30 protein-coding genes and 1 pseudogene are annotated in these 22608 nt (G+C 33.4%); 14 read left to right on the top strand and 17 right to left on the bottom strand.

Annotated elements, in window-relative coordinates; genetic code table 11:
- Window positions 1-58: 58 nt before the first annotated feature.
- From PB01_RS08520 to PB01_RS08505, 4 genes are all read right to left on the bottom strand, one after another.
- Window positions 59-577, bottom strand: a complete 519-nt coding sequence (locus PB01_RS08520) for a hypothetical protein (RefSeq protein ID WP_151699815.1) — start codon at window positions 575-577, stop codon at window positions 59-61.
- 23 nt (window positions 578-600) lie between these two features.
- The gene (locus PB01_RS08515; RefSeq protein ID WP_151699814.1) at window positions 601-1110 is read right to left on the bottom strand and encodes a hypothetical protein; all 510 of its coding nucleotides are present in this window, start codon (window positions 1108-1110) and stop codon (window positions 601-603) included.
- Window positions 1111-1577: 467 nt separating this feature from the next.
- Window positions 1578-2093, bottom strand: coding sequence for a hypothetical protein (locus PB01_RS08510; RefSeq protein WP_151699813.1), 516 nt, complete (start codon window positions 2091-2093; stop codon window positions 1578-1580).
- Entirely contained in the window at window positions 2090-2233 is a 144-nt protein-coding gene (locus PB01_RS08505; protein WP_318837550.1) for an XtrA/YqaO family protein, read from the bottom strand. Before PB01_RS08505 ends, PB01_RS08510 begins: the two co-directional genes overlap by 4 nt.
- A gap of 1087 nt (window positions 2234-3320) precedes the next feature.
- On the opposite strand from PB01_RS08505, the gene PB01_RS08500 reads away from it, so the two are divergent.
- Entirely contained in the window at window positions 3321-3434 is a 114-nt protein-coding gene (locus PB01_RS08500) for a YjcZ family sporulation protein (RefSeq protein ID WP_151699811.1), read from the top strand.
- 99 nt (window positions 3435-3533) lie between these two features.
- Here the strand turns inward: PB01_RS08500 and PB01_RS21910 are convergent.
- Both PB01_RS21910 and PB01_RS08490 read right to left on the bottom strand, forming a co-directional pair.
- Window positions 3534-3957: pseudogene (locus PB01_RS21910) on the bottom strand (RusA family crossover junction endodeoxyribonuclease).
- 313 nt (window positions 3958-4270) lie between these two features.
- Window positions 4271-4549, bottom strand: a complete 279-nt coding sequence (locus tag PB01_RS08490) for a hypothetical protein (RefSeq protein ID WP_151699810.1) — start codon at window positions 4547-4549, stop codon at window positions 4271-4273.
- A gap of 321 nt (window positions 4550-4870) precedes the next feature.
- On the opposite strand from PB01_RS08490, the gene PB01_RS08485 reads away from it, so the two are divergent.
- The 5 genes from PB01_RS08485 (at window position 4871) to PB01_RS08465 (ending at window position 8597) form a co-directional block, all read left to right on the top strand.
- Entirely contained in the window at window positions 4871-5392 is a 522-nt protein-coding gene (locus PB01_RS08485) for a cupin domain-containing protein (protein ID WP_151699809.1), read from the top strand.
- A gap of 918 nt (window positions 5393-6310) precedes the next feature.
- A complete protein-coding gene (locus PB01_RS08480) occupies window positions 6311-6850 on the top strand; it encodes a GNAT family N-acetyltransferase (protein WP_151699808.1) in 540 nt (179 codons plus the stop codon).
- Window positions 6851-7595: 745 nt separating this feature from the next.
- A complete protein-coding gene (locus tag PB01_RS08475) occupies window positions 7596-7718 on the top strand; it encodes a YjcZ family sporulation protein (RefSeq protein ID WP_151699807.1) in 123 nt (40 codons plus the stop codon).
- Window positions 7719-7869: 151 nt separating this feature from the next.
- A complete protein-coding gene (locus PB01_RS08470; protein ID WP_151699806.1) occupies window positions 7870-8133 on the top strand; it encodes a hypothetical protein in 264 nt (87 codons plus the stop codon).
- A 278-nt stretch (window positions 8134-8411) separates the two neighbouring features.
- A complete protein-coding gene (locus PB01_RS08465; protein ID WP_151699805.1) occupies window positions 8412-8597 on the top strand; it encodes a YjcZ family sporulation protein in 186 nt (61 codons plus the stop codon).
- 185 nt (window positions 8598-8782) lie between these two features.
- Here the strand turns inward: PB01_RS08465 and PB01_RS08460 are convergent, their stop codons facing one another.
- The 4 genes from PB01_RS08460 to PB01_RS08450 form a co-directional block, all read right to left on the bottom strand.
- Window positions 8783-9208 (bottom strand): hypothetical protein, encoded by a 426-nt coding sequence (locus PB01_RS08460; RefSeq protein WP_151699804.1) that lies wholly within the window; start codon window positions 9206-9208, stop codon window positions 8783-8785.
- Window positions 9209-9345: 137 nt separating this feature from the next.
- Window positions 9346-9516: a hypothetical protein gene (locus PB01_RS20980; RefSeq protein ID WP_192797517.1), complete on the bottom strand. Its 171-nt coding sequence runs from the start codon at window positions 9514-9516 to the stop codon at window positions 9346-9348.
- A gap of 99 nt (window positions 9517-9615) precedes the next feature.
- Window positions 9616-9867, bottom strand: coding sequence for a hypothetical protein (locus PB01_RS08455; RefSeq protein WP_151699803.1), 252 nt, complete (start codon window positions 9865-9867; stop codon window positions 9616-9618).
- A gap of 133 nt (window positions 9868-10000) precedes the next feature.
- Window positions 10001-10765 (bottom strand): alpha/beta hydrolase, encoded by a 765-nt coding sequence (locus tag PB01_RS08450; protein ID WP_151699802.1) that lies wholly within the window; start codon window positions 10763-10765, stop codon window positions 10001-10003.
- Between the two features lie 135 nt (window positions 10766-10900).
- Between PB01_RS08450 and PB01_RS08445 the strand changes: the two genes are divergently transcribed.
- Window positions 10901-11782 (top strand): LysR family transcriptional regulator, encoded by an 882-nt coding sequence (locus tag PB01_RS08445; protein ID WP_151699801.1) that lies wholly within the window; start codon window positions 10901-10903, stop codon window positions 11780-11782.
- A gap of 107 nt (window positions 11783-11889) precedes the next feature.
- Here PB01_RS08445 and PB01_RS08440 read toward each other — a convergent pair whose 3' ends face one another.
- The 3 genes from PB01_RS08440 to PB01_RS08430 are packed head-to-tail and all read right to left on the bottom strand — an operon-like array spanning window position 11890 to window position 15535.
- Entirely contained in the window at window positions 11890-13002 is a 1113-nt protein-coding gene (locus PB01_RS08440; RefSeq protein WP_151699800.1) for a conserved virulence factor C family protein, read from the bottom strand.
- A gap of 20 nt (window positions 13003-13022) precedes the next feature.
- Window positions 13023-14903 carry an ABC-F family ATP-binding cassette domain-containing protein gene (locus PB01_RS08435; RefSeq protein WP_151699799.1) on the bottom strand — a complete coding sequence of 627 codons (1881 nt, stop codon included), beginning with the start codon at window positions 14901-14903 and terminating at the stop codon, window positions 13023-13025.
- Window positions 14900-15535, bottom strand: coding sequence for an HD domain-containing protein (locus tag PB01_RS08430; RefSeq protein ID WP_151699798.1), 636 nt, complete (start codon window positions 15533-15535; stop codon window positions 14900-14902). Before PB01_RS08430 ends, PB01_RS08435 begins: the two co-directional genes overlap by 4 nt.
- Window positions 15536-16418: 883 nt before the next feature.
- Between PB01_RS08430 and PB01_RS21625 the strand changes: the two genes are divergently transcribed.
- From PB01_RS21625 to PB01_RS21905, 3 genes are all read left to right on the top strand, one after another.
- The gene (locus PB01_RS21625; RefSeq protein ID WP_264158174.1) at window positions 16419-16544 is read left to right on the top strand and encodes a hypothetical protein; all 126 of its coding nucleotides are present in this window, start codon (window positions 16419-16421) and stop codon (window positions 16542-16544) included.
- 331 nt (window positions 16545-16875) lie between these two features.
- Window positions 16876-17163: a hypothetical protein gene (locus tag PB01_RS08425; RefSeq protein WP_225986219.1), complete on the top strand. Its 288-nt coding sequence runs from the start codon at window positions 16876-16878 to the stop codon at window positions 17161-17163.
- A gap of 28 nt (window positions 17164-17191) precedes the next feature.
- Window positions 17192-17296, top strand: a complete 105-nt coding sequence (locus PB01_RS21905; RefSeq protein WP_151699796.1) for an HNH endonuclease — start codon at window positions 17192-17194, stop codon at window positions 17294-17296.
- A 437-nt stretch (window positions 17297-17733) separates the two neighbouring features.
- Here PB01_RS21905 and PB01_RS08415 read toward each other — a convergent pair whose 3' ends face one another.
- Complete coding sequence (locus PB01_RS08415; RefSeq protein WP_151699795.1) at window positions 17734-18498, bottom strand: dimethylarginine dimethylaminohydrolase family protein; 765 nt, start codon at window positions 18496-18498, stop codon at window positions 17734-17736.
- Window positions 18499-18702: 204 nt separating this feature from the next.
- On the opposite strand from PB01_RS08415, the gene PB01_RS08410 reads away from it, so the two are divergent.
- The 4 genes from PB01_RS08410 to PB01_RS21620 all read left to right on the top strand — a co-directional run bounded on the left by PB01_RS08410 (window position 18703) and on the right by PB01_RS21620 (window position 20477).
- On the top strand, window positions 18703-19593 hold the full coding sequence (locus PB01_RS08410) for a LysR family transcriptional regulator (RefSeq protein WP_151699794.1): 891 nt from the start codon (window positions 18703-18705) through the stop codon (window positions 19591-19593).
- Between the two features lie 116 nt (window positions 19594-19709).
- Window positions 19710-19949, top strand: a complete 240-nt coding sequence (locus PB01_RS21315; protein ID WP_225986218.1) for a tyrosine-type recombinase/integrase — start codon at window positions 19710-19712, stop codon at window positions 19947-19949.
- Between the two features lie 228 nt (window positions 19950-20177).
- A complete protein-coding gene (locus tag PB01_RS21310) occupies window positions 20178-20342 on the top strand; it encodes a site-specific integrase (protein ID WP_225986217.1) in 165 nt (54 codons plus the stop codon).
- Window positions 20343-20348: 6 nt separating this feature from the next.
- Window positions 20349-20477, top strand: coding sequence for a hypothetical protein (locus PB01_RS21620; RefSeq protein ID WP_264158173.1), 129 nt, complete (start codon window positions 20349-20351; stop codon window positions 20475-20477).
- 539 nt (window positions 20478-21016) lie between these two features.
- On the opposite strand, the gene PB01_RS08395 is transcribed toward PB01_RS21620, so the two are convergent.
- The 3 genes from PB01_RS08395 to PB01_RS20975 all read right to left on the bottom strand — a co-directional run bounded on the left by PB01_RS08395 (window position 21017) and on the right by PB01_RS20975 (window position 22545).
- Entirely contained in the window at window positions 21017-21616 is a 600-nt protein-coding gene (locus tag PB01_RS08395; RefSeq protein ID WP_151699793.1) for an NADPH-dependent FMN reductase, read from the bottom strand.
- A 4-nt stretch (window positions 21617-21620) separates the two neighbouring features.
- The gene (locus PB01_RS21305) at window positions 21621-21797 is read right to left on the bottom strand and encodes a VOC family protein (protein WP_225986216.1); all 177 of its coding nucleotides are present in this window, start codon (window positions 21795-21797) and stop codon (window positions 21621-21623) included.
- 595 nt (window positions 21798-22392) lie between these two features.
- Window positions 22393-22545: a hypothetical protein gene (locus tag PB01_RS20975; RefSeq protein WP_192797516.1), complete on the bottom strand. Its 153-nt coding sequence runs from the start codon at window positions 22543-22545 to the stop codon at window positions 22393-22395.
- Between the last annotated feature and the right edge of the window lie 63 nt (window positions 22546-22608).

Below are 22608 nucleotides of genomic sequence, written 5' to 3'. Positions count from 1 at the left end.
TAGCAAAAAGTGTTCAATTCTACTTGACGGTTACAACACTAATATCAGGTGCTTCCTTTTACTTTTCTAAAGCATTAATAGTATAGTCTAAGCTATTTACTACTGTGAAATATCTTGCTACAAAATCATATGGTATATTTTCTCTTTCTTTTTCCAATAACACTTGTAAATTAATAAATTCATCAACAGGAATTAATTCTATAGCTTTTTTTATAGAATCAGGAGGTATTTCTTGAGGAAGTATATCAATGTTATCAAAAACCTTTATAATAAACCTTCTAAGTTCAGGATAAACAAGTAATTTACTTGAAATATACTTCATACTCCTATATCTTCTAAAGTGATTTTCTTTATTATTATGTCTAATCTGATATAAAAGTATTATTACTGCAATAATACCAGTGAGTAAAGCTCCAAACAATGAACCTAAAAATGTTGAAATAGGTCCCCATAAATCAGGTTCAATATGAAAGTTCGAAAATGAGAACGACATGTAAAGTATCAAAGATAACAATGATCCTATTAATATATACACTACAATATAGAGAATTACTTTTTCTAATTTACTTTCTTTCAAAACTCTTCCTCTCTCCTTTTTGGTTATAAATACTTCTCAAAGTGATGCTTCGATTTTTCCCAATCGTTAAGTAGTATTCTTAAATAATCTTCGGCTTTTACATCTGTCGCACCAAAATTTAAATCTTTTCTAAGCTCTAGCATAAACTTAGCTACGAGAGCAACAACTTCACGTTTCGATTCCTCCTCTTGTTCAATAGCGTTATATTCTCTTAGTCTGATAAATGATTTTATCGCATCGTCACTGCCATACAAAAAAATGATTCTACTTAACTCTGCGTATGATGCTTCCATTGCTTTTTGTGTTTTAGAACTATTATTTTTTGTATTTTCATATATCGCTTGCATGAATTGCTTGTAGGCGTCCATTTTTGGACTATGATTTTTTTCTATGGAGATATTCAATGAATTCAAAGCTTGACTTAATTTATCTAATTTTCTTTGATAAAAAAATTTAGGGATTAATCCAACGCCTATTAAACCAAAAAATATTAATGCAATCTGAATAATTTCTAACCAAATCTGCAAAGTCATTAAAACTCTTCTCCCTCTTCCTTCCGCATCCGCTTAACTTTCCCTTGATGCTCCACAATCTTATACTCTTCGTCTATTGGAGGTTCTTTATGTTCCACTGGGTATCTTGTATTTCTAATGACGCATAAATCATCATAGTTCTATTATATGTAAAATTAGGACACGATTTCCAACAATATTTTACTTTTCGTTATAAAAAAAGACAACAAATGACACGGCGATTGCTGTAATCAAATATTGTCCTCTGGTTGGCTGGTAAAAATAAATTTTATTTTATTTCCATTTTGTTTTTTCTTTTTTAATCCATTTTTTGTAATACTTTCATTTCTTTCTTCATGTTCTTGTATACATTCTGAAACTAATTTTAATAATAATTTATTTTTATTTATCTGTTTTGTAATATAAGAAATTGAAGCAAGTAACAGTAACCAAATCGATAAAACAAAAAGTATATACAATATACTGCTCTAATTCATATTTTTAATTTCGTTAATATAATTTATCAAAGAAGTTGTAATAACAGCTAGTAAAAGTGTTTGAATAACGGTATTTAGAATAATTAATTTCGGGCTTTCAACAATTACTTCCAAATACAATTTAAAAGATTTTAATTTTTCTTTACTGTTAAATTCTTTATTTATTTCTTTTTTTATTTTTTTAAAATTATCATGGATAGAATTATTATCGAATTCTTTAATATCCTTTAAAGTATCATATAATTTTAACCATTTCGTCTCCCCAATCCATTCGAATAAATTAAAGTTTTTCATTTTTCTTTTATTATACATTTTAATAATTAAGTCAAATAATTTACTAGATATTTTATCAAAAATATATATCATGAGATTTATCAATAAAATAGTAATTATAGTTGCAAGTGATAGAAAAATAATAGATATTCCTTCTTGGAAGCCCTTATAAAAGGCTAAAACACATATATAAATAAAAATTAAGTTAAAGCAAGCATAAGAAATAATTCTCAAAACTCTTCCCCTTCTTCCCTTCCCATCCGCTTAACTTTCCCTTGATGCGTTACCATCTTATATTCCCTATGCGGTGGAAGTTCTCGAAGTTTAACTTTCCTATCACAGATAACAATCACACAACTAGGAGGTAGTCCCATTATATCAACCGTTAGTATCATTGTACTAGAATCTAGTTTAAAATTTTCCATATTACTAAGACCCCTCCAATGTGTTATTATTGAGTTGAGCAAGACAGGAGAAGTCCTGTCTTTTTATTTTTTCCATGTATAAATCTATGCGAAGAAGGGTATACTAGATAGGACATAGTAAATTTGCCTGATCCTCATTGATCAGGAGTGGTGTATATATTATCTTTACTACTTAATTTTTTATTCAATTTGTTAAATAATGTACTAGTTGGTTTGTTTGTTTATTACCTGAAGGTTTTAATTAACAAACTTTATAAATACCTTAAAAATAAAAGGTGAATTTACTTATGTTGTTAGAAGGGGATATATCTCCTCCCTTACAACATAAGTAAATTATTATAAAAAATATTTAATCGATTAAATGCTGTTTTCTCATCTATTTTAAGATGTGAAATGGCATTTTTTCGTTATACATAGCTTATAATTCCTGGATATCCCTCGGTTTTTACTACATAAATAAACTATTATAATAATTTAAGACGTGATATGTTCGAACTGTGACTCAATTATTTAGAAATATTTGAAACTTATTGATTTCAGATCCAGATATTAGATAATTATTATATAGAAAGTTGGTGTACTACCATGTTTAAATCGGAAGTAACTAACAAAGTTATTAATATTATCTTCTCGCTAGCATGGATTTCTCTGTTTATATCTCGTGTCCAAAACGGAAGTAAACTGATTACAACGTTAGGAATCTCTATGTGCTCAGTAATGATTTTATTTGATATATACAAAATTATTAAAATTAAGAAACTGAAAGTTGATTAAATTTGATCGGCTTTTTTTATTACGCTTAATGTGTCTAATCCGACTTCTTACAAAAGAACCTCCCCATTATTTTTTCCACTAGGTATATGCCTCATGACTTTATGAAAATATGAATAAGCTATTCTAACTGTAGGGACACGTCGCCCCACCCGACTGTTCCTCCAGTAGATTTAATTTATTTTCTTAGAACCAAGCGCATGCATCAAACTAGCCTCCATTATTTACATAGAATGAACAATCACATATACAGGAGGTGTTTTATATGAGTGATGCTGGATACGGACAAGGAACTGGATCAGGATTCGTGTTAATTGTTGTTCTGTTTATTCTTTTGATTATTGTTGGTGCTACTTTTATGAGCGGTACAGGTTACTGATACCAACAGTAGGATTAAACTATAATCTAAAATGTATCGAAGGCAGGTTTTCATGACCTGTCTTTTTTTATGCTGAATGTGTCTAATGTGTCCTACCACTCAATATACAACTCTTACAACAACCCTTGGATTCATACTATAAAACTTACGAACATTCAAATTGACCACCTGGCTGTCATCCTGCCATAGCACTTTGTTGAGACCGTCCTTCACGCCCTTTACGTAATTGTCTACATCTGGCTTAGTCGTTGGTCTTAACTCACCCTTTTTGATAAGAGCTTGTTTTGGCTTCGTCTGATACTTCTTAGGAGTGGCTCTGTAAATATATCAATGGCCACAAATCAATCGGACCTGTTATAAGCTCTTTTGGTGCATTTTGTCCAGCTACCAGCCTCACGTACTGTTTGAAGTCTCGAGACTTATCAGGATCATAGAGAACTGTTTTACCTCCCCATGATTTCCCTGCTCTTGGTCTTCCTTGAGCTACTGGTTCTCCCAGTATTTCAAAAAAGATATTGCTCATGCTCGCATCTTCTCCTGGTATTCCATTTCCTCTTCAATTGTTACCTGATTTTTTCAGTATTTTTATGTTTTTTGTGATTATTTTGTTAAATCGAAATAATTGTTATAAAGCATATTTTACAAAACCGATTAATAATATTCAAAAAACTACCTCCACTAATGGTTGGTGGTTTTCAATTCTATTAATAAAAGCCCCACTTCTTCAAAAGCGGGGCCGTAATTTCATGAGATTCTGCGAAGGGATCTCACATTTATTAAATTGCCTTCTTAATATCTATTTATACTGGAAAAATTATCTTAGCGACTGACTTATATTAATTTATTTTTCTCCACTTCTGTTGAATAACCACTTTCTCACAAAATACTCTTGTAAGAAAAGGGTAAAAGTCACCATTTGTACCTGTACGTTTTTGATTCGCTTTGGACGATATGATCCCCACATCATAAGCGTTGATTAGGCGTGATTGTTGATATTTCGTATTTAGTAGTGCTTTTTCTATATAATCACTCATCCGATTCATTGTACCCGCAAAATTTGACGTTAATGTGACTTGACCCGGTAAGCTTGCATTGCCATACACACGATTTCGCACAAAAGAAGGGTTCTTCCGTAATTTTGAATATGTTTATGATGAATACTTTGACTGTTACCTTTACCCTAGGGTTGAAATCTTTAAGTACTCTACAACTACTAAAGAAGGCTACCATGAATACAATTCACCAAAATACATTTGTGCCACCTGTCCATTCTTAGCAGAATGTACTGAAAGTAAAGCCCATCAAAAAGTGCTGACGCGTAATGCTTGGCAGGTCATGTTGTACATGTTAAAAAAATCTATCACAAAACTGATTGCAAGTTCATAAAATAATTACATAGTTCGTTTTTTTAAAAGGATAAGAGGTGCTGATATTTAATGTTTAAATACATGGATTATACATCTCCATCAACTCAATACACATTTGACGTTAATAAAAAACCATTGTTCGTAAAAGATAACCAAAATTATATTAACGTACTAGGTATTGATCAAATGAATACACTTGATAATGTGTCGTTGTTAGATATTTTTCTTAGTAAGAATAATGTTGTGGAACCGCACTACCATCAAAATGCAGCTGAACTGGTATATTGTATATCTGGCGCATCTGTTGTATCACTGTTAAATCCATTTACAAACCAACTTCTTAGTTACTATATTACACCAGGTCAGGTGGCAAACATCCCACAAGGTTGGTGGCATTATGAAGTAGCTACAGTTGATAACACTCATCTTTTGGCAATTTTTAATGCACCTACTCCACAAGTAATTTTGGGTTCTAATATATTAAAATTTACACCTTCAAATATTATGGAATATACCTATAGTATGAATGAAAATCAGTGGAAACAGACAACTTCGTCTGTTAAACCCAACACTTATATAGGACCTTCCTAATAATATCGTAATAGTAGACAGTATGCCTTTATAAAAGAGCTGTTCCTTTTTAGGACAGCTCTTTTTTTGATTATTGAAGAATTCATTGTAACTCAGTTTGTTCGAACTGTGACTGAATTATTATTGAAACATTTGAAACTTATTGATTTCGGATACGTATTTTAGATAATTAATATTTAGAAAGTTGGTATACTACCATGTTTATATCAGAAGTAACTAACAAAGTTATACATATTTTCATCTTGCTAGTATTTATCTCTGTGATTATATTTCACCTTAACGGAAGTACACTGGCTAAGGCGTTAGCAATCTCTTTTACATTTGCAACTATTTTATCTGAAATATACGCTATTATTAAAATCAAGAAACGGGAAGCTGATTAAATTTGATCGGCTTTTTTTATTACGCTTAATTATCGAACTGTTCAGTACACGTGCAATCCCCTATTTAATTTCACAGTTCCAAGCAAAATACTTAGAAGAAAAACTTTATTTTTTCTTAAAAACTAAAATCGACTATTGTAATATGATTTATAAAGGTGTAAATTTTTAAAAGAAAAAGTAGAAAGAAGCGATTTAAATTGAAAAAACTAATACTTATGTTTGCAACAACGATAATTCTAAATTCCATAGGACATCTACCGGTAGGTGGATATAGGGAGTCATTGAATTATCATTCTAAGTCTTACCTAGATTCGTTGCACGGTCCACGAACTGAACAAAAGCGATCTACCTCATTTACATCCGCTATATAATGGCCTGTATTCCACTGAGGGGCAAACTTTCCCTCCTTGCTACGCTTTTTTGTCTAGAACGGCACTCTTTGTTTCGTACGGTTTAAAATCTACTATCAAAATCTCAATCTCGTCTCCTATATGATATAATTTTTAGGTTCCGTACATACAGAAAGGAAGATTAGATGTCCAAAATATCAAATATATATATACGACCGCTTATCCTCTCAGATGCTGTCGAATTACTAAGTTTAGAAAAGAGAAATCGGGCTTTTTTTGAAAACTATTCCATAACTCATCCAGAAGATTACTGGACTTTAGAAACTCACAAAGATTTAATCGGAAAATGGGAACAAAATACCAAAAAAGAGATAGAATATCGATTCGGAATTTTTAAAATTAACAGTGATATTCTTATAGGTACTATCGGCTTATTTCAAGTTTTCCGTGGACCACGTGAAAGTGCGCTTTTGGGCTATTCCTTAGACCAAGAACATAATGGCAAAGGTTATACTACCGAAGCTACCAATTTGGTTGTTAATTATGCTTTCGAAATTCTAAACTTACATCGAATTGAAGCAGGAGTGATGCCAGATAACATAGGTTCCATTCGAGTATTAGAAAAAGCTGGTTTCCATAAAGAAGGAATAGCTAAGAAAAACGTTAAAATAAATGGGTCTTGGGAAGATCATCAGATGTTAGCTATAATAAATCCGAATGACTAGCCATGTAATTAACACTAATTATTAGACAATCTCTATCTCCACTCATTTAAATTATGAGTGGATTTTTAATTGTATATGACGTATTTTGTGTCAACTGCGTCCCTACCAACACATTGGTATAAGCCCCAGTAACTTTTCTAATTAATCATTAATCTATTTTATAAGGGGTACGTCATACCACCCTGACTGTGCTCTAGTAATTTTAAAAGTTACACGTGCCAATTAGCTATAATTATCCATTGAATTACTAGTTCATTTGGTGATAAAACACTAGACACTCGGTATTTAGTACTTTTGGATTTCTTTAGAATTAATGAACATTACACCTTCACTGAGGTTTCTGGATGAAGGGGAATGCATAGCAAAAAGGTTGCACGTTCTCGAATTTGCATCTTCGGGAACTTGCAACCTCCATCGAACGGCAAGTATCCTTTCATTTTCCAAAAATAATTTTCTCTTAAACGTTGTAGGAAAGCGACGGATAAATAGCCACGAGAAGATTACCTAAATTAGCATTGGAAGAAGTGACTAATCAACGGTTATGATGTGGTGATTATTTAGTCCAGAGCGAACTGAAAAATACAAGTGCAAATGGAGACATTTACGCTTACCTTACAAGTGTATTATGTAAAAAAATAGTTAATCAACAGACGTGTTAAATACCTTCTTAAAACTAAACTAATTAATCAGTCGAACATCTCATATTGACATAGAATGAAATATCCCGATTTAGGAGGTGCACAAGATGGGTTATGCTGGTAATGTTTGTGGACCAGGATATGCAGGACCTGGTTACGGTTCAGGATTTGCTTTACTAGTCGTTCTGTTTATTCTTTTAATTATTGTTGGGGCAACTTTCTTAAACTAAGGCGGTTATGGTTGCTAATCTGCTGTACAACTGAGACAGGTTATATAACCTGTCTTTTTAGTTTTACACAGAAGTTCTAGTATTTCTTCACTAAAAAATATACAAATCATAAAATAGACTATAAGTTCACATAGTACTGGAGGCTAACAATTTGAAATTCAATAAAAGCTTTGGTCAAAATGGTCAAAACCTCCAAACAGAGAGTCATGCTGAAAAACTTGCCGTCATTGGTGAAGCAATTGCTAAAATTGGCGATGCAATAGCAAGTATTGCTGCAGTACTTGCTTTAGAAGAACCTCCAGAAAAAGGTGATAATGATGAATACAAAAGTATGCAAAAAGAGATTGATCATTTAACTGCCGAAAATGAAAGACTTAAAAACCAACTAAACAACAGGAGACATAATTGGCTTTAAAAAATAATCCCATTAAATCAAAAATTCAACTTAATCCTCTCAAGATCAATAGACTAGCATTGATTTTTATGTACTACTCGAAAGTATAGCAACGTTTTTGGTGCAGATGGGTAGAGAATGGCGATAGGTCCTTATAATTCCTTTGTAGGCTTGGGTACAAAACTAATGAGCAGTTTTCCAGTAAATGAAGAAATAGTTCTAAAAACTAAACAAATGAACCAGACAAACATTTATTAATGACATAGGATAAAACATCTCGTTATATAGGAGGTGTACAAATGGTAAATGCAGGTTATGGTTATGGATATGGAAATGGTTGTGGTTGTGGTTGTGGAACTGGACCTGGATACAGACCTGGGAACGGACTTGGATCAGGATTCGCTTTAATTGTTGTTTTATTTATTCTTTTAATTATTATTGCCGCAACCGCCACCAATAGGGTCGGAAATGATGTTGACTGTTGAGATATATGTTAGGACCTTCTTTAAATTTAAAACAGAAATCTTCAGTTATCTGAGACAGGCTTTCACGACCTGTCTTTTTATACTATTACAAAATAAAGGTAGACTTTTCAGTTAGAATTGCTTTCCATTTTCAGCAGAGATTGTAGGACAACCCACCAGATTTAATGCATGTCACAAAATATAATTTACTTAGAAAGTTCCTTATACGCTAAAACCTTCAACGCTAACATTTCTTCAGTAGTCAAATTATTTTCAAGCTTATTAAAAATTTCTTGTTTATCTTCCTCAGTTATACCACTTTGGGCTTTTTCTTGAAATTCTTTTAAGTCACTTATTTTAAACTTTTTTATCAGTAGCCTCGTTGCTTCTTCTTTCGTCTGAAAAGGTAATTTACTATTATCTACATTTTTTCCTTCTTCAATAAACGCCTGTAATTGAGGATCACTATTGATTTCTTTTTTAATACTTTCCAGCTGACCGCTATCTTGAAGTTCTACCGCTACTTTTTCCATTACCTGATCCGCAACCAGTTTAGGCACAAAATAATATGCTGCAAATCCTATTAACGCGATTACAAAAACGAACCCAAAAAGCACTTTTAAAAACTTCATCTAAATTCCTCCTATACAGGATTTATTTTTAAGGATACTATACTGTAATCCTCTCGTGAAATGATATGCTATTCCTATTTTTTCTAATTCAATCAAATAAAATAAAAAAGCACCATTCTAGGTGCTCAATAGTTCATTTACACCAACTCTACCTGTGACTGCAATCTGTTTATTGCTTGATAAGTTACCATTGTTGCAACAAACGTACCAATTAAAAATAAAATGGAACCACCCAAAGATAAAAGATTACCTATCAATCTAGTCCTTTCTTCATTTAATAATTCTTGGTTATTCAATTCTTGATTCAATTATCCACCCACCTCTCCACATAATTATTATATTCTTCTGTTTCATATTGTTCACAATTCGTTTAAACAAAAGAAAAATGTCAGTTCTGGATACTAAAATTAAGCGATTTTACTAAACTTTCTCCTGTATTCAGAAATTTTATAGTCAATAAATGCACCAATAACTCCAAAAGGTATTCCGCCAGCTGTCAATGAAAGTAATATTGAAAATATACTTATTTCCTCCATTTTATTACTCAATACATAATGAATGAACAAACTTCCTAATATAGTAAAAACTATAGTGGAATAATAAGTTATATGAAGTTTTTCCTTTATTTTTTGTTCTTGATTTGTCTCTTCTTTATTCATGTAACTCCCTCTTCTCTATAAAGTCTTTATATTATTCACTTGTTTTCATTAATTTACTCATTTTTATCTATATAAACAAAAAAATCTTCGATATGGGCACTTGTTAAAAGTGCTTCTAACGAAGACAAGGTTTCTATTCAATTTGCAGAGTAGTATCTGACCATTCTATTTCATTTAAAAATGTAAATACATCTTCACATACTTTTTCTTTTTCTTTTCCCGTCGTAATAATATGACCAGACTCTTTATACCAAATGATTTCTTTTTCATTTGTTTCCACATGGTCAAGAATATACGATGCACTTTCTTGATAAATTGCATCGTCTAATGCTCCCTGAAGCACAAGGGTTGGTGATGTAATAGTATGTAAATCGTGACATGTATTTTCAGTTATTGATTGAACACTATTAAAAGAATTTCTCGGCAAGGATTTAAGTACTTCAAGTTCTTCTATAATTACTTCTTTTGATTTTCCCTCAAAAGATTTATAAATTTTTGCGTAGTTATATAATCGATCGAATAAACCTTCCGTGCTATTCCTTTTAACTGGAGCACACATGGATACAACTGCTTTTACTGGAAATTCTTCTGCTATTTTTAAGGAAAACACACCACCTAATGATATCCCAGCTACCGCAATTTCTTCATAACCAAGGTCTTGTAAATAATGATATCCTTTAATCACATCCTGCCACCAGTCAGTTGGAGTCGTTTGTAATAATTCTTCAGGGGTTCCCCCATGCCCTTTATACATTGGTGCATGACATGTATAGCCTCTTTTTTGCAAATATTCTCCTAATCTTTTAACATCTTTCGTACTTCCTGTAAAACCATGCAGTAATAATACAGCTCGATTTCCGCCTTCGAACGTAAAAGATTTAGGTGCCACTAATTTCATCTGTATATCCCCTTTATTTTGCTAAAGCTTTACTATAATGAGTTAATACTATCATTGACAATCCATAATGTATAATCTATTATTCTTATCATTATGATGCAAAAAATGCATCAATAGAGTTTAGGGGGTTAGAAAGTGGAGTGGCAACGTCTAGAATATTTCCAAACGGTAGCAAAGGTTCAACATATGACACGTGCAGCAGAAATGTTGTCTATTTCACAACCTGCTTTAAGTCGTTCTATCGCAGGGTTAGAGGAAGAAATTGGGGTACCACTATTTGATAGACAAGGACGATCGATTGTGTTAAATCGATACGGGGAAATGTTTCTCCATCGAGTGAACCGAATTATGAGGGAACTAGATGAGGGATTGGAAGAAATATTGCAATTAACTAATCCAGAGCAAGGGGAGGTGTCACTTGGCTTTTTGCACACGCTCGGCACTAGCTCTGTTCCAAACATAATTCGGGCATTTCATCGAGATTCTCCAAATATAAGGTTTCAACTGAAACAAAATCATACACATACGCAATTAAAACAATTGAAATCAGGTGAATTGGATCTTTGTTTGCTCGCATCTTTGGACAATGAAGCACAAATTGAATGGACCGAATTATGGCGAGATGAGCTGTATGTGATTGTTCCAATTAGTCATCCACTTGCTAATCGAAAGAGTATTTCATTAAAAGAAATAGCAAATGAGTCTTTTGTATCAATGAAAAAAGGATATGCACTTCGTAAAACAACGGACGAAATTTTTGAGAAAGTAGGAATACTACCCAATATATCCTTTGAAGGAGACGAAGTGGCTACATTAGCAGGCTTTGTTGGAGCAGGATTAGGTTTTTCTATACTACCTGATGGCGGAGAATTAAATGCAAACAAGATGGTAAAATTACGCGTAAAAGATATGACGTGCGAACGTGTAATTGGCATGGCTATTGTAAAAAACCGTTATTTATCACCCGTGGCAAAAAGATTCCAGCATTTTATTCTAGATTATTTTCTTCAACAATAAACGGAAACTACTTAGACCAGATGAACTTCCCCTTCACAAAAAGCGATAAAAAGAAGAAGCTTTCCTTTATACAGAAAGCTTCTTCTTTTACGTTTACATTCTATTCTTTATTTTCGCGCCTCGTTCATTTGTTTCCAAACTGATCCCTTTGCTTCTTCGCCTTGTTCAATTCTAGCAATGGCCATCCGTATTTGTAATTTTACTTCATATTCTTTATCATCCATGGCTTCTTTCAATGTTGGCAGAGTCTCTACTGTGCCTACTTCATAGAAATACATTGCCGCTCTCCAACGGACAAGTTTGTTTTTATCAAATAGGGTGATTTTCATTGCTTCAGCAAATTGGACAAATCCTAGATCACTCATTGCGTCTCCCGCTGTCCTACGAACCGCAGCACTTTTATCCTTTAAAGCAGTTTCTAAATAAGGGATAACTGATTCATCTTCTATTAGCCCTAAGTAAACAGTCGCTAATCGACGAATGGATACTTGTTCATCTTGAACTGCTTTTGCTAATATCGGTAAATCTTCCATTTCTGGATTAATTAAATTATTTAAAAGTTGAAATCTTTGTTCCCATTCACCGACTTCAAATTGTTCTAGGGTAAATGGAACTCGAACAGCTGACTTCTCTTCTGATGGACTGTCTTTATCCTCTAATAGTTGTTGCAGTTTACTTTGTGGAAATGTTGCTTCTAGCTCTTTTACTAATTGTTCTCCAATTTCTTTTTGATCACCGTAACGAACACCAAAATCTACCCATTTACGAAGCAATAGATAGTTTTCTTTGTCGCCTTCCATCGCTAAGTCTAAAGCTTTTATAAAACGCTCGGATAATCCATATCTGGACTCTGATTCACTATCAAATACTTTCACTTGAAGTGGAATTCCTTTATATTGTTGGACATGGACGTATAATTCTCCATAATGCTCCAGTGGTTTTTCTAGTGAATTTTCTTCATTTTCCGCTCCAAAGACATTTTCAACTGAGGCTAAAATAGGCTCCCATGAAAACTTTGCATTTCTCTCCACTGCAAAAAAATCTGCAACATGATAAATACCTTTAATACCTTCAATTTTAAATATTTCTTGAATTTCCTTTGGTGCACCATCCAAGTTATCTTTTTTATAATTATGACTTTTACCAAAAGGAAGCTCTTTATCTATCACAACTTTCATCGTATTCGGACTCGGCGTAGGCTCGATTGTAACTATTTTCATTTAGTTCCCCTCCATAAAAATCAACTATTAACAATTTCCTCTAGGTATGACCAGCGCTCGATTAGTTGCTCATATTTTTTGTTTGCATTATCCAATTTTACAGTTACCTCTTGAAGAAGTGTAAAATCAGAACCAGCCTTTGCCAAACTTTCTTCTAATTCAACAATTAGTATTTCCATTTTCTCAATATCTGCTCCAATTGTTTCCCATTCGCGTTGCTCTTTATAAGTAAGTTTTTTCTTCTCTTTAGTCGTTTTAGCTTGCACTTCTTCTAATTTTACTTCATCGATTTTTGTAGGATTTATCTTTTTCTCTTCTAAATAATCCGAGTAAATACCCAACCATTCTTTCACTGAGCCATCGCCACTCAATACCCAAAGCTTTTTCGCAATACGATCTAAGAAAAATCGATCATGGGAAATAGTAATAATGACACCAGGAAAAGTTTCCATGAAATCTTCTAAAACAGATAATGTTTGAATATCTAAATCATTTGTTGGTTCATCGAGTAAGAGAACATTCGGTTGCTCCATAAGCATTTTTAATAATACTAGACGTTTTTTCTCCCCACCTGAAAGCTTACCTATTTGTGTTCCATGTGTGTTTAACGGGAACAAAAATCGCTCTAGCATTTGTGCAGCTGAAAATTTCTCTCCAGAACCGGTTTCAATTAAGTTAGATGATTCGCGTACATATTCAATCATTCTCGTCTGTTCATTCATTTCCGGTAGTTGTTGAGTAAAATGCATGAGTTTTACAGTTGAACCCACAATTATTTCTCCTGCATCCATTGGGAGTTCTCCTGCTAACATTTTTAGAACAGTACTTTTCCCTACACCATTAGGACCTACAATTCCAACTCGATCTCCAGCTTGTAAAAGGAAATTGAAATCTTCTACTATTTTTTTGGATCCAAAATCTTTTGAAATAGATTTTCCTTCCAACACTTGCTTACCCAATCGAGTCGTAACAAGTTCCATCTCTAAATTTTGATTAGAGTTATCACGATCTATTTTTGAACCAATTTCTTCAAAGCGATCTTTGCGAGCTTTCTGTTTCGTCGATCTAGCTTTTGCTCCTCTACGAATCCATTTCAACTCGTTTCGATACAAATTCTGTAATTTCTGTTGAGAAGATGCATTCATTTCCTCACGAATTGCCCTAGACTCTAAATAATCTGCGTAGTTACCAGAGTGCGTATATAACGTTTTATCTGCTAACTCATAAATATGAGTTGCTACAGCGTCTAAGAAGTAACGATCATGTGTAACAAATATAATGGCTCCTTCCACTCGTTGTAGCATTTCCTGTAACCAATCTGTAGACTCTTTGTCCAGATGGTTGGTAGGTTCATCTAATAGTAGTAAGTCAGCTGGTTCAATTAACACTTTTGCGAGTGCCACTCTTTTTTGTTGTCCACCTGATAAATGCAAAACGGAATCTTCAAATTGAGTAATCCCTAATTTTGTTAATGCTGTTTTCGCAAGAGCATTTACGTCCCACGCTTGTAAATCGTCCATTTGTGATTGTAAATCCATCAGCTTATTTTGTAGTACTGTTGAATTTGAATCCTCCATTAATGCAAGTAATGCTTCTTCATATTCACGGTTTATCTTTAATATTGGCGAATCTCCTCCAAATACTGCTTGAAGAACTGTCTCTTCCTTAACAAAAGTCGGTTGCTGTTCTAGATAAGCAATTCGATATTTGTTTGGATGATCTCGGTCAATCGAATCCGCTTCAAGCTGCTCCGCAATTATGGAAAGGAAAGTAGATTTCCCAGTCCCGTTTATACCTATTAATCCTGCATGGTTCTGATTATTAATGGTAAAGGATATATTTTGAAAAAGTGTTTTTTCTCCCACTGTTTTCGTTAAGTTTGAAATAATTAAATGGCTCATAGCATTTCCCCAGTTTCTTTACGTAAGTTTTGCAGAAAGAGTTCCATAAACGCATGTCTTTCTGTTGCAAGTTCTTTTCCTTTTTCAGTTATCATTCCTGCCGACAAGAGAAGTAGCTTTTCATAGAAGTGTGTGACGGATGCTGTGTCTTTTGTGCGATATTCTTCTGCTGACATATTTGCTCGAGGAGTTTCACTTGCATCATATAATTTTCTGCCTCGTGAGCCGCCATATGCAAAAGTTCGAGCAATTCCAACTGCTCCTATTGCATCTAGTCGATCCGCATCTCGAACAATTTCCGCTTCAATTGTTTTAGGTTGTTGTTCATTTCCTCCATTAAACGAAACGGATTTTATCACTTCTTTAATATGAGCTACTTTTTCATCTGGCAATTTTAATAGTTGTATGATGCGTGTTTCTTCTGATTTCAAATGATCTTTTGCATATTTCGGATCACTTACATCATGCAGTAAAACAGCAAGCTCCACAACTTCTTGGTCTGCATTATCGATAGTTTCTAATATCTCTAATGCATTCTTTCGCACTCTCTCAATATGTTGAAAGTCGTGACTTGCATCAAAATGCTTGTACACTTCTATTACTAATAATTCGCATTGCTCTAATGTATTCATACATCTTTCTCCTTAACCGGATTCATTCTCTCCATTATATACAATAACATAGATAAACTGTAATAAGATGTTTTATATTGCCAAATCCTTGTAATACCAACGTTTTCGGAGAAACACTATAAATAATACAATGCCAGACAAAGTATTAAAAAACAGGTTATTAGTGCTAATGATTATATAAATGGCGGTGTATTTACAGGAATGTGTAAGTATAATTGAGTCATTTTTTTTTTGAAATAAAAAACCTACCAATATTAGATGGCTCTTTGTAAATTTCCATAGGCGAACTTTTGTTCTGATCATATTCCGTCCTGTTTTTAAAAGTCATAAAGTCCATGAAAACAGTGACATAGAGATACTTGTTGAAATAGTTTATCATGTGATTTCATGTTTTATTTTTAATATTGGGGTATTCATGGGTTGTTTGTGAAGTGAAAATTTTATGTTTGATTCTATATAAAATATATTATTCAAAGAATCTTGTCATCATCTAATCTTTAATTATTATTAAACCCTAGTGGCTGATCAATTGACCTTCTTTCATTACTTGGTCATCTTTTTAATAAACGTATTATGGTTGTTTTTTTGGTTCTTGTTATTACTACATTCCTACCAATACTCAATTCGATAATTTTTAACAGCACCTGATGCTTATTCCTCCAAAATCATACCAGTATCCGCACCAGTAGAGAACCTACATTAGCCGTACTAGTACAATTATACCCATATCCTACACTGTGATGACCATACCTATACCCTAAAGTACAGACTTAATCGCTGATGCCTCACTTAATATGTTGGCGACGGTTTAGGATTCGTTAGTTCAGATAATAGTAGCTATTTCCTTTCCTTTTGGTTCGGTAATATTGGTGGAGCATGCTTCATGTTTATGTTTAACAATAGCGAAAAAGCATGGGATATAATTATGAAGGAAGGATTAGGTTATGTATTAGTTCCGTTGCCTCTGCTCTTCCTACAAATTCTACGTGAAGTCGAGGAAGTTGTTTAAATATAAACAAACCATCTTGACCATTGCAGCATGTAGATAAAGAGAAACTCGATAAAATGCGGTTTCTACTGCTGACAAATAAAAAAGCGCCAAATTCATATATAACCAAGGCACTTTTAGAAATATCAGAATTGAAACTACCTAGCTTATTATAACTTTGTATGCCCCGCTCTTTTAAAACTGAAGGAGGCTTAGGAAGCCGGTTATCAAGAAATGTGTTTATTGCGAAAAAGAGGATAAAACTAAATCAAGTCGTCCTGAAAAACGTAGGTATTGTTCTAAAGAATGTCAAGGAAAACCCATAACCAATCTTGTGATTAAGAAGTGTGTAATGTGTCAGAATGAGTTTAAAATTCATAATAACAAATGGAGAAAAAATGCTAAATACTGTTCTCAAAAATGCAAAGGAAACGACCAATCTAACGAAAATCATTGGAATTACAATGGACCAGGTAATCGTTTAAAAGATGATCCTGATCATGTAAGTGAAATGCGACGTAAGCTTGTCCGGAACAGTGCAAAAGTTAAAAACACAATACGCAGAGGAAAGATGAAACGAGAGAGAAACATGGTCGTTGAACATTATTTCACCGAATGGATAGAACTTCCAAAAAAATGATAACCTATGCTTCTATTTCGGAGTACGAATGACAAAAATACCAGGGAAGAAACAGCGTAAAAGAGATCATATAATACGTATTTCAAAAGGAGGATTAGATAAGATAGAAAATATTGTCCCTGCTTGTAGATAATGCAATTCTAAAAAAAGGAAAACTGACCTTAGATGAATTTTACGAAAAACTATATAAAGAGAAATTTAAAAGAAACCCTTATAACAGGTTCAATTTTCTATTAGAAAACCTAAATTCGTACTAAAAACGTAAGTAAATATGCACAACTAGCTGCATCGCATTTGTGGTGCTTTTTGTAAATAAAATAAGGAATGACTCAGTGACAGTTAACTAAGCCATTTCTTATTTGTTTTTCATTCGTTGGTTCAACTAAGCACCCGTTAGCACAATAAGAAAAAATAGCTCTCGATTTATAAACGCTCTTTATTTTTTTCAAAAATGCTTAATTACATTGTCGATACTTCACAAGTGTCCTATGTTCCCACACTTTATAAAGTTGCTCTCTCGTAAAAGAGGTTTTGAGTTATGGTGTCTCTTATATTATTCTAGTAGCCCATTTAGAATCGTAAAGATAGGCAAGTTAATCCACCATCCTGCTTGACGAACTCAGACATTCCCACCTCAATAACGGAATAACCAGCAGCAACAATCTTTTTCTTTGTCTCCTCGTATCCTTTTGGGATAATCACATAGTCGTTGATACGAATGCAGTTAGCCGCATACTCCTCTTCTTCATTGACGATGATCTTGTTAAAATCTCTGAACAAATCTTTGTCGATGAATTCCCCTGCTAGCACTAGAGTGTTGTCCCCTATGTAGGATATCCCTGTCTTAAAGTGAAAAAACTTTTCTACAGGCACAATCGTTGCACTATAATCGTACTTCTCTAAAATTTCTTTAAGCTGTCTCGCCCCTTCTTCATTTGTTCGGTTGGAAAGACCAATATAAAAATGGTTATCTACCTGCATTACGTCGCCACCATCAAGTGTACCCGGCTCTAGAATTAACTCTATCTCGTCGTAGAAATTCGATAGTACTTCTTGTATTTCTATAATTTCCCCATTGCGACTTTCTGCGCCAGGATTTGTAATAATGGCACATTTTTCAGTAAGAATCGCAGTGTCTTCTACAAAAGTAGAGTCAGGAAAACGCTCATCTGCCTCAAGGACGGTTACTTTTACACCGCATTGTTTCAGTGCCTCTACATAGCTGCTGTGTTGTTCAAATGCTTTTTCATAATCGGGTTTACCTAAATCTACGGTTGTTAAACCGTTTACAAAGCTCTTGCTAATTTTGCGTACAATAGTTTGTGAAAATTTCATCTGGATTTTCCTCCCTAATATAAATAATATAAGCGGCTTTAGGTCGTTTTCTTGGCTGCTACAGCTTATATGAATACTTTACGTTTTTACGAGTTTACAGTAAAATCAAAAGATATTATGGAAACCATAACAGTTTTTTATCGATACTCAGCACTGTACGTATAAACCAGTTCGAAAAATCTGATAATATGGAGTAGAGTTTAAATGGAATTAAGACATCTGAAAACTTTCCAATTTGCAGCAGAGTACTTAAATTTTACAAAGGCTGCGCAACAGCTGAACTTCACTCAACCTGCTGTAACTGTACAAATTCAGTCGCTTGAACAAGAATTGAAACAGCAACTATTTATACGGATAGGAAAGAAGACTTTTTTGACACCTGCAGGTGAAATCCTTAAAACATACACGAAACAACTTTTTTCCATAGTAGAGGAGATGGAATCATCATTCGCCGAACTTTCAAATACATATGGCAATGTAACGATTGCCGCTGGTGAAAGCTATTGTTCCTATTATTTTCCTTATGTCATTTCTGAATACCTGAAGCTATATCCTCAAGTACAGATAAAGTTGATTTCCTGTAACAGTGATGAAGTTATAAAAGGGATAGAGTCAAACAAATACGATATAGGTATTATTAGGGGGGACCTAAATACAAATGGAATTACAAACATCGTGATTGCAGAAGAAGACATGGTTCTAGTGGTTTCTAAAGAATTATACGATATGTACCCAGAAGATCAATTACTAACGGAATTTCCCTTAATTAAATATCAAGCTGACGGTTATTTCGAATCGATGATGAGTAAATATTTTAAACAATCAAAACTCTCATCACAAAACGTAATCGAGTTTGGAAGTTTGGATGCGATCAAAAAGGCCGTATTAAATAACATCGGAGTAGCGTTATTAATCAGTGACTTCATAAAAAAAGAAATTAGCAATGGTGATTTAATCCCGATCCTTGTTACCGAGAAAAAGGTAAAAGTAAACACCTCTATCATTACAATGAAGGAAAAAGAAAACATAGGAACAATTCAATCTTTTATAGATGTAATACAAAAAAATTGGGATAGCATTCCTACTATGGAATAATAAATCTGAACGATATTCTTTTAATAGTGATTTTACACAGTTATTAATGTGGAAGTAACGTTATGACAGGTGAAACAGGAGACAACGGGCTTTAATTACGCGGTGAAACTAGACAAATGGAACACGATCAAATAACCGTTGGGGAATTGTTAGATATTTGGTACGACACTCATAAGAATAGCTGGAAAGGTAAATCACGTGTTCGAAGAGAATCTGCAATTGTTTTACACATGAAGTCCTTAATCGGTCATTATAAGTTACAAAAGCTAGATAGAACCACTTATAAAAGGGAATTTTTGAATGTACTAGAAGCGAATTTTAAACCGACTTCTGTACAACTATTTCATAACCTCTGAAAAATAGCCATTAATGCTGCAGTAGAGGATGAAAGATTACCATGCAATCGTTTTACAAAATTTACTTTTACTTAGAGTGATGAGAATAGATCGGAATTAGAAGATTATTATACTCCTAGTGAATTAGCTATATTTCTAGAATGTGCAAAAAAATCTTTAGAGATCACTAACTATACTTACTTCTAAACACTCTCATATTGTGTTTAGAGAAAAGGAGAAGCACTTGCTTTGCAGTGGAGTCATTTTGACATTGATAATAAAACAATCACCATTGAAAGCACACGAGACATAATTGGTTCACGTTCTCCTAAGACAAAGAGTAGTTATAGAACTATTTTTATCGATGATCTATTAGTAAGAAAATATATTGAAATCGATCGAGGAGACAGTTAAAGAAAAATGAAGCAAGGCTTAGGACTTGGATTACCATTAAGTCGATTACTCGCAGAAGCTAATCATTGTGAATTGTTCTTATTATCAACCTCACCAAATGAAACCATTTTTCGTCTCGTGTTACCTATTGAATAAACTATTAAGTGTGGGATAATTGCCTACATTCTCTTGTTGTTGTTAGTTCAAAAAAAGACAGAGATTTTCATTTCTCTAGTATTTGCACTAATCTTCAATAGTTATTCTAACTAGTCGATCAATCTTTGTAACAACAACAGTATTACCTTCATAAACATATTCATTTTGCATTTCTGTAAAAAAGTGAGTAGATAAACAAATTAACACCGTCCTTAGTTGGACGGTGTTAATTTAATATAGTATTTCTATAAAACTAATACATGACTACTAATTTCACAAATCAGCTTTTCTAATTTCTTTTTACCCCTATATGCCAAGGTGAATGCTAAAATATTCATTATCAACATAAAAGTAAGAGCATACGAATAACTGTGTAGCTACTACCTGTTAGCTCATAAATATATACCGTATCCCGGTAAAGCATCAATGCCCGCTAGGTGATACTCAGGATCGTTCGACCTTACTCAATCTATAATATAAAATAGAAGTACAAACCATAGCTTAGATTCGTACTTCTATTTTTAGTATTTTTGCAATTTCTAACGTATTGTTTTTAATGCAGTTGTCCAAGGGATAACTTGGTCTAACATTTGGTTTACTGAAGCTACTTGAACGTCTGCCGGTTTAAATACATTACCGTTTTCGAAGTCAGTAAATAGTGATAATGCCGGATGTACACGAACATGCGCAACAAGTAATTCACTTAAAATACCGCGTAAATGTTCTGTTGCACGAGCCCCGCCTACTGAACCGTATGATACTATACCAGCAGCTTTATTGTTCCATTCGTCACGTAAGTAATCTAAAGCATTTTTTAGTGCACCTGTGATTGAATGGTTGTATTCTTGAACGATGAAGACAAATCCATCACAACTATTAATTTTTGATGACCAAGCTGCTGCTCCTGATGCATCACCACCGGGTTCACCTAATAGTGGTAATTTAAATTCTGCGATGTCAATGATTTCATATTCAGCGTCTCCACGTTTGTCTGCAAGTTCTTTTACCCATTTCCCTACTTGTGGACTAACGCGTCCTTCACGTGTACTTCCTAAAACGATCCCTATTTTTAACATGTCATTTCCTCCTGTTTGCTGTTCATTTGTGTTTGATCCGAATAATTTCTTAATAAAACTCATTGTTTTACCTCATATTCTTTCGTAATTCTTTTTTGTTTCTTACTTTATCTTTTTGCCTTTCTAACTGCTCTATTTGTTCACGTTTTGGTTCTAAAAATGGTGGCAATAATAGTTTTTCACAATCTTTTTCGTAGGTCTCATCACCCATAAATCCTGTTCCTTCTCTTGCAAACTCAAACAAAATTAGTACAGCAACTGGTTCATAAAGCTATTCAAAGAAGTGACGATTTACATAACCCGATGCTTGAAATCCAATTCCTCAGATCATTCCATCCATTTACTACTACACTATCCTCTACAATAAAAGTAGCGTGATGAAATGCACCATCACATTTTTTCCATTTATTAAAATCCCATTACGTTCTACAATAATTTGGCAGCGTTTATACATCACCTCCTTCAAATAAAAAAAAGTTCCTTCTGAATCAATTTCTTCAAAGCTGCAAGATTGTTTCTAATAATTGCTTGCAATATTTCAAATCTGCAAATTTAACAAAAATTGAACCTAACCTGCAATCGAATATTCAATTGGAATTGGACTTTTTCCCAAGAACCTCTTCATAAAACTCGTCTGAATTCAGTTGATACTGTTGATGTTCAAAATCTATGAACGATAATTTCTTTTTTACCAAACCGCTCTATAGATGCCAGTATGGTCAACTTTTAGTCGGTCAAAACGCTTTGCTCAATGATAAGATGTCACAACAGACGGCTCTCAGAATGATGTTTTGGCAATTTCGTTTGAAAATGTATACAATTTGGAATTAATCAGGAAATCAAAGAATGTTATTCAGTTCTAGTTCTAGCTCTTCCTTTTCCCAATTGCCTAGTCTCATTGAAACACTTAACTTCTGGATAACTTCTGGATAGGTAAAGACTTTATAATTTACATGTTGCAAGTTCAAAGATGTCGGTGTAAATTTTACCATTTCATTAATTCCTTTTAATTCTTTATTCTATATCGAATAATCATACAATGATACTTATGGATC

Source organism: Psychrobacillus glaciei, assembly GCF_008973485.1.
Taxonomy (GTDB): domain Bacteria; phylum Bacillota; class Bacilli; order Bacillales_A; family Planococcaceae; genus Psychrobacillus; species Psychrobacillus glaciei.
The sequence above is the reverse complement of the archived record's forward strand: the minus strand, read 5'-3'. Positions and strand labels throughout refer to the sequence as shown.